The organism is Microcystis sp. LE18-22.4A (genome assembly GCF_027531105.1).
Taxonomy (GTDB): Bacteria; Cyanobacteriota; Cyanobacteriia; order Cyanobacteriales; family Microcystaceae; genus Microcystis; species Microcystis aeruginosa.
Genome location: NZ_JAPZRB010000423.1, coordinates 1 through 7,184 on the forward strand (window position 1 = coordinate 1; position 7,184 = coordinate 7,184).

Annotated in this window: 5 protein-coding genes; 4 read left to right on the forward strand and 1 reads right to left on the reverse strand. The window is 42.5% G+C overall.

Annotation, left to right across the window (positions count from 1 at the left end):
- Positions 1–77: 77 nt before the first annotated feature.
- The 4 genes from O9295_RS18675 to O9295_RS18690 all read left to right on the forward strand — a co-directional run bounded on the left by O9295_RS18675 (position 78) and on the right by O9295_RS18690 (position 5,692).
- The gene (locus O9295_RS18675) at positions 78–836 is read left to right on the forward strand and encodes a Uma2 family endonuclease (protein WP_288034438.1); all 759 of its coding nucleotides are present in this window, start codon (positions 78–80) and stop codon (positions 834–836) included.
- A 287-nt stretch (positions 837–1,123) separates the two neighbouring features.
- Entirely contained in the window at positions 1,124–2,263 is a 1,140-nt protein-coding gene (locus O9295_RS18680) for a citrate synthase (RefSeq protein WP_002796663.1), read from the forward strand.
- 418 nt (positions 2,264–2,681) lie between these two features.
- Entirely contained in the window at positions 2,682–4,424 is a 1,743-nt protein-coding gene (locus O9295_RS18685; RefSeq protein WP_288034441.1) for an ABC transporter substrate-binding protein, read from the forward strand.
- Positions 4,424–5,692 carry a glycosyltransferase gene (locus tag O9295_RS18690; protein ID WP_288034444.1) on the forward strand — a complete coding sequence of 423 codons (1,269 nt, stop codon included), beginning with the start codon at positions 4,424–4,426 and terminating at the stop codon, positions 5,690–5,692. The genes O9295_RS18685 and O9295_RS18690 overlap by 1 nt, the downstream gene beginning before the upstream one ends.
- A gap of 102 nt (positions 5,693–5,794) precedes the next feature.
- Here the strand turns inward: O9295_RS18690 and O9295_RS18695 are convergent, their stop codons facing one another.
- On the reverse strand, positions 5,795–6,595 hold the full coding sequence (locus O9295_RS18695) for a hypothetical protein (protein WP_288034447.1): 801 nt from the start codon (positions 6,593–6,595) through the stop codon (positions 5,795–5,797).
- Between the last annotated feature and the right edge of the window lie 589 nt (positions 6,596–7,184).

Consider the following 7,184-nt stretch of genomic DNA (forward strand, 5'->3'; position numbering starts at 1 on the left):
CCCTAAATATTTGCTCTGATTTTTTCTAGTAAAGTTATACTATTAAGGAAGCCAAGACGAAATTCTAGGGTTAAGCAATGGTTAGACAACTCGACGACAGCCCGAAAACCGCAATCGTCTATCCCGATAGCGATGGTAAACCGATGGCCGATAATACAAGACAATTTCGCTGGATTACGACGATTAAATCGAATCTAGACTGGTTATTTGCCAATAATGCCGATGTTTTTGTCGCTGGCGATTTACTCTGGTATCCCGTGGAGGGAGATAATAAGACTCGGCAAGCACCCGATGTGATGGTAGCTTTTGGCAGACCCAAGGGAGAAAGAGGTTCCTATCAACAGTGGAAAGAGAACAATATCCCCCCGCAGGTGGTTTTTGAAATTCTCTCTCCGGGCAATACCCCAACGGAAATGACCAGAAAACTGCTGTTTTATGACCGTTATGGTGTGGAAGAATACTACATTTATAATCCCGATAAAAATGATTTGGGCGGCTGTATTCGTCGGGAAAATCGGCTCGAAAGTCTAGAAAATCTCGATAATTGGGTAAGTCCTCGCTTGGGCATTCGTTTTCAATTAGCCGAACCAGAGTTAGTTTTGTATTATCCCGATGGTCAACCTTTCACCAGTTACAACGAAGAACGACAACGGGCCGAAACGGAACGACAACGGGCCGAAACGGAAAGTCAACGGGCCGAAACGGAACGGCAACGGGCCGAAACGGAACGGCAACGGGCCGAAACGGAAAGTCAACGGGCGGAAGCGGAACGGCAACGGGCCGAACGATTGGCGGCAAAACTGCGGGAGTTAAATATTAATCCCGAAGAAACTTAAAAAAATTATCGCTCGGCTCAATCGATCGAGATAGTCTCGCTACAATGAAAGTAGATAAATATCAAGTCCTCTAGCTAGAGTCGCAACAGTAAGCCCAGAAAAAATGCGCTAGGGCAGGGTTGACTAAATCGACGAAGCAATCGCTAAATAGGGGTAATTTCCGTCCACTTCTCCCCAATCCTGAACGGGAGAGGCAGAACCGAAGAATTTCTATAAAATTTCGGTAAGGGTGGAAAGATCAAGTAAGTTAGCGTTAGGGCTTAATCTTCGCCACGGAAAGTAGAACTATGACAGTTTGTGAATATCGGCCAGGTTTAGAAGGAATTCCCGCCGCCCAATCGAGTATCAGCTTTGTGGATGGGCAAAAGGGAATCTTAGAGTATCGGGGCATTCGGATTGAGGAACTCGCCGAAAAAAGTACCTTCCTCGAAACCGCCTATCTCCTTATCTGGGGTGTTCTGCCCACGGGGGCGGAACTGGACGAATTTGCCGATGAAATCCGTTATCATCGACGCATCAAGTACCGTATCGAAGACATGATGAAATGCTTCCCCGAAAAAGGCCATCCCATGGATGCGCTACAAACTTCGGCGGCGGCTTTAGGGTTATACTATGCCCGTCGGGCTTTGGATAATCCCGAATATATCCGTCAGGCAGTGGTGCGGTTATTAGCGAAAATCCCCACCATGGTGGCGGCGTTTCAATTAATTCGCAAAGGTAATCATCCCATTCAGCCCAACGATAGTCTTGATTATGCGGCCAATTTCCTCTATATGTTGACGGAAAGACGACCAACGGATTTAGCGGCGAAAGTTTTCGATGTCTGTTTGACCCTCCACGCCGAACATACCATGAATGCCTCGACTTTTTCGGCCATGGTGACGGCTTCCACTTTAACCGACCCCTACGGTGTCATCGCTTCAGCAGTGGGAACTCTCGCCGGCCCCCTCCACGGTGGGGCAAACGAGGAAGTATTGTTAATGTTAGAGGAAATCGGTTCGGTGGCTAATGTTCGTCCCTATGTGGAAAAATGTATCGCCAATAAACAAAAAGTTATGGGTTTTGGACACCGGGTATATAAAGTTAAGGATCCCCGGGCGACGATTTTACAAAACCTTGCTGAACAATTATTCGCGGAATTAGGTTCCGATGAATACTACGATATCGCCCTAGAATTAGAACAGGCAATGGTGGATATCTACGGCGAAAAAGGTATCTATCCTAATGTGGATTTCTATTCGGGATTGGTCTATCGGAAATTAGGCATCCCCAATGACTTATTTACCCCGATTTTTGCCATCTCCCGGGTGGCCGGTTGGTTGGCCCACTGGAAAGAACAATTAAATACTAACCGCATTTTCCGTCCTACCCAAATCTACACAGGAGAACACGAAGTCCCCTATACACCGATCGAACAACGTTCTTAGATTTTATCTCATATTTTTGATGGAAACACGGTTTCTCGCCTTTGTCAATCTTTCCTAGGCGAGATTTTTTGTCTCATTTCCTGTTATATTGATGGGGCAAGGAAACAGTCCAGCGGCTTTCAGCTTGGTCAGTTTCGGTGTATATAGGGTCTGCTGAAAAAGTTTTTCGGTGGGGGCAGGGTTTGGGGTGTGGGGTGTGGGGTGTGGGGTTTTACCGGTTTTGAGGTGGCCAATTACCTAATTTTTAGGGAAAAAGTCCAGGGATTTTCCCCCTGATCACTCCCATACCTGGTACTTTTTGATTGACAAAAAGTCTAAAAGTCTTACCCAACAAGGTTTTTAGATTTATTCAGCAAACCCTATATAGCAAGGCAAGGTCTTTACTTCTAGATAGTCGGACAGAAAAATATTAAAGATTATGGTGAAATTTTGGCAGGGATTAACGGTATTTTTAATTTCTTGTTTATTGCTGATTTCCCTAACTGCTTGTGGTAATCAAGTTAGACGCAATCAAGTGGTCATATCGGTATTAAGTGACCCAAAAACCTTTAATGCTGTTTTATCGGCCGAATCCCCGAATATTTTTGGTTTAACCTACGAAGGACTATTAACAGAAAATCCCATTACTGGCAAAAAAGAACCGGTGTTAGCAGAATCTTGGACAATTTCCGATGATAATTTGAGCATTATTTTTACTATCAGAGAGGGTTTAAAATGGTCGGATGGTCAACCCTTAACTGTTGATGACGTGGTTTTTACCTATAAAGACTTATATCTAAATCCTGATATTCCTAACAACTACCGCGATAGTTTAAGAATAGGATTAAAAAAAGAATTTCCAGTTATCACTAAACTAGATAATCGCAGAATCGAATTTAAACTCCCCGAACCTTTTGCTCCTTTTTTAGATGCTGTCAGTTCACCGATTTTACCTAAACACGCTTTAGAAAAAACTATTCAGAAAAAAAGCCCCGATGGTAGGTTAGAATTTCTCTCCACTTGGGGGTTAGATACTCCTCCCGATCAAATTGTTTTTAATGGTGCTTATAAACTAAAAGAATATATAACGGGACAAAGGATTATTTTTGAGAATAACCCTTACTATTGGAAAAAAGATGACCGTGGACAACAATTACCTCATATAACTTCGGTAATTTGGGCAATTGTTGAATCTCAGGATACAACTTTACTGCAATTTCGTTCGGGAAGTTTAGATTCTATTGGGGTAACTCCCGAATTTTTCTCCCTCTTAAAAACTGAAGAAGAAAGAGGAAATTTCACTATTTTTAATGGGGGACCTGCCTACGGAACCCAATTTATCGGTTTTAATCTCAATCAAGGAAAACGCGACGGAAAACCCCTAGTAGAGCCAATTAAATCTAGGTGGTTTAATAACTTAAATTTCCGCCAAGCTATTGCCTACGGCATTAATCGTCAAAGAATGATTGATGATATCTATCGAGGATTGGGACAAGAACAAAATTCTTTTCTTTCTATCCAATCGCCTTTTTACGATAAAACCCTGAAAGGTTACGATTACAATCCCGAAAAAGCCAAAGAATTATTATTAGAGGCGGGATTTAAGTATAATAGTGATAATCTGCTAGTCGATATCGATAATAATCCCGTTAGATTTAACCTGATTACTAACGCGGGTAACAAAATCCGGGAAGCAATTGGCGCACAAATTAAAAATGATTTAGCCGCAATAGGAATTCAAGTGGATTTTCAAGCGATCGCTTTTAGCAATTTAGTTGATAAACTAAGTAATAGTCTAGATTGGGAAGCACATATTTTAGGTTTTACCGGCGATAATGAACCCCACGCCCCTAATATTTGGTATGTAGATGGAAATCTCCACGCTTTTAACCAACAACCTCAACCCGGCAGCCCTCCGATTCAAGGCTGGCAAGCGGCGGATTGGGAGAAAAAAATCGCCGATTTATACGTCAAAGGTTCCCAAGAATTAGACTTTGAGAAGCGCAAAGTTATCTATAATGAAATTCAACAACTTCAACAGGAATACGTCCCGTTTATTTATCTAGTTAATCCCCTCGCTTTGGGGGCTGTGCGTAACTGCTTTGAAGGAATACAATTCTCCGCCTTGGGTGGTGCATTCTGGAATCTAGAAGAATTAAAGAAAACCTGTGGAGGTGTTTAATGACTCATTTTGGTTTACTCTGTCCTACAACCTCTGGACATATTTATTCTCTTCTACCTTTAGGAAAAGAGTTACAAAAACGCGGTCATAAAGTTACCTGTTTTTTAACTCTTGATGGTGAAGAAATGGTGCAAGCAGCCGGGTTAGATTTTCAGGCAATTGCACCCGACAAATATCCGAAAGGCACATCAGCCAAAAGTTTAGCCGAAATTGGTCAATTACAGGGAACAGCCGCCGCCCGTCGCACGCTACAATTAGTAACTGATTCTACAGCTACTCTCTTTCAAACTATCCCTCAAGAGATGCGTCGCTTGGGAATTGATGCCCTAATTGTCGATCAAGCCTCCCCCTCAGGAGGTACAATCGCAGAAAAATTAGCTATTCCCTTTATCAGTTTTTGTTCGGCTTTAGTTTTCAATCGTGACCCGCTCATTCCGCCCTTTATCACCACTTGGGACTATAATCCCTCATTTATCGGGGTTATTCGCAATAAAATTGGCTATAAACTGCTTGACTCTCTGACGCGTCCTCTGAATGAGTTAATCAACCGGCAGCGTCAAGAATGGGGGTTAATTCCCTATCAAAACATCAATCAACGCTATTCACCCATCGCCCAAATTAGCCAACAACCTGCCGAATTCGAGTTTCCTCGGCAAAATTTACCCGCTCACTTTCACTTTACCGGCCCCTTTCACGATTCCTCCACCAGAAAAACGATTCCTTTTCCCTACGAAAAATTAACCGGACAACCCTTGATTTATGCTTCCCTCGGTACAATTCAAAATCGCCTACAATCGGCCTTTAATGCGATCGCCGAAGCCTGTGCCGATTTGCCGGTACAATTAGTTTTATCCTTGGGCAACACCGACTCTAACATTCAAATAACGACAAAAAACGCCCTAGTTGTTCCCTACGCTCCCCAATTAGAGCTTTTAACCAGAGCCTCTCTTACTATCACCCACGCAGGCTTAAATACTACCCTAGAATCCCTAGCGCAAGCTGTACCGATGGTGGCCATTCCCATCGCTAACGACCAACCGGGGGTATCTGCTCGGATAAAATGGTCGGGTACAGGGGAAGTGATTCCGATTTCCCGTCTAGAAGTTCCCCGTTTACGAGGAGCCATTGAAAAGGTGTTATCCGTCCCCAGTTACCGAGAAAATGCCCTGAAAATGCAAAAAGCACTACAGAAGACTGGAGGAGTGAAAATGGCCGCCGATATCGTCGAAAAGGCCATTTCTACCGGCCAACCCGTCCTATCGGTATAATGGCTAGGGTCTGCTGAAAAAGTTTTTACTAGGGGCAAGGTGTGACCAACTGTCTGCATCATAACCGATAGTGTCTGCCGCCGTTCCCTGTACACGCACTTGTTAGGCATCGGATTGGCTAGAGTGTATAAACTGGTGAAAGTCTGGTGATTTAATGAATGATTGAAGGTCTTTTACTAACTCTATACATGAGGTTAGCATCCACCCAAGCTCTTCAAGATGAGCTAATAATCGAGGGTTTTGTTCATCTAAAAGACTGATTAACTTGTAATAGTCTTCTATAGAGCTAGTATCCAGTGGCGCTAAATATTCATGAATCAACTTGTTTCGTTCCGCCACAATGTCTAAGAGAGCCTGTTTCTGAGCATTTAAGAAATCTGAGTCACTATAGGAAACCTTAAATGACAAAGACATACCTAACTCAGAAGAGTCTAGTTGAGCTTCAGACTGACTATCATCAACTAGCACAGTGTCATGTAATTTCCAAACTAGGCGACCTAATGTGTGCTTACGAAATCTCTCATAATTGTCAACCAACTGGTTACCAGTTGATGTTGATAATCCCTCGCTCTGAGTCACTGAAAGTAGATACTTTAAAGTACCTTCAATCTTTGAAAAATTAACTATATTTCTACCCAGCTTTCTTAGTGCTTCAGTGCGAACTACTTCAATATCTATCGGTTCATCCATGATTAATGGTAAATCGAGATCTCTGACGTTGTTGGTTGCAATATCCTCTTCCGCCTGAGCGCTGAGGCGATCTAATTTTCCCGATGCTAGGTCCGCTTCAATTTGTCTATCCCACATCTCATCAAGATAGTCTTGAAGCCAGTTTGCCAGAGAGCGGACTTCACTTTCTGGCAGTTGCTTAATAGCCGACTCAACTTCTAAGCGATTAGTCATATAACAGGTCAGATTTGAAGATCACACCCATTTTATCGCTAATTAGGGTTTGCTGTTAAGTAGTCGTGCAAAATTAATTTCCTAGTCGAGACAGGAGACTCCGAGACAGGAGACAGGAGGTTCTTCGTTACTTGGTATGGTTCGATAGGGGGGCATAAATCGACTAAATCCTTATCTGGCAAGAGACTTAATTGATTAGTTCGCTCTAGAGCAAAAACAATTGACAAAAATCGCTAAATGCCTTTCTCTATAAGGGTTCCATCCCTTATAACCCCCGTCCATTGCATAACACAAACCGAAGAGCCATGATTATATTGTATTCAGCAACCTTTTATCAATAATCAGTCACAGTCCATGACACAATCACAGCATCAGTCTAAACTGTGATTGAAATGATTGAATGAATACTATGATTATATTGTATTCAGCAACCTTTTATCAATAATCAATCACAGTCCATGACACAATCACAGCATCAGTCTAAACTGTGATTGAAATGATTGAATGAATACTATGATTATATTGTATTCAGCAACCTTTTATCAATAATCAATCACAGTCCATGACACAATCACAACAATCACAGTCA

Bases quoted from the DNA above. Each gene is read 5' to 3' on its own strand.
- O9295_RS18685 (WP_288034441.1), top strand. From the start codon at position 2,682: ATGGTGAAATTTTGGCAGGGATTAACGGTATTTTTAATTTCTTGTTTA.
- O9295_RS18690 (WP_288034444.1), top strand. From the start codon at position 4,424: ATGACTCATTTTGGTTTACTCTGTCCTACAACCTCTGGACATATTTAT.
- O9295_RS18680 (WP_002796663.1), top strand. From the start codon at position 1,124: ATGACAGTTTGTGAATATCGGCCAGGTTTAGAAGGAATTCCCGCCGCC.
- O9295_RS18695 (WP_288034447.1), bottom strand. From the start codon at position 6,595: ATGACTAATCGCTTAGAAGTTGAGTCGGCTATTAAGCAACTGCCAGAA.
- O9295_RS18675 (WP_288034438.1), top strand. From the start codon at position 78: ATGGTTAGACAACTCGACGACAGCCCGAAAACCGCAATCGTCTATCCC.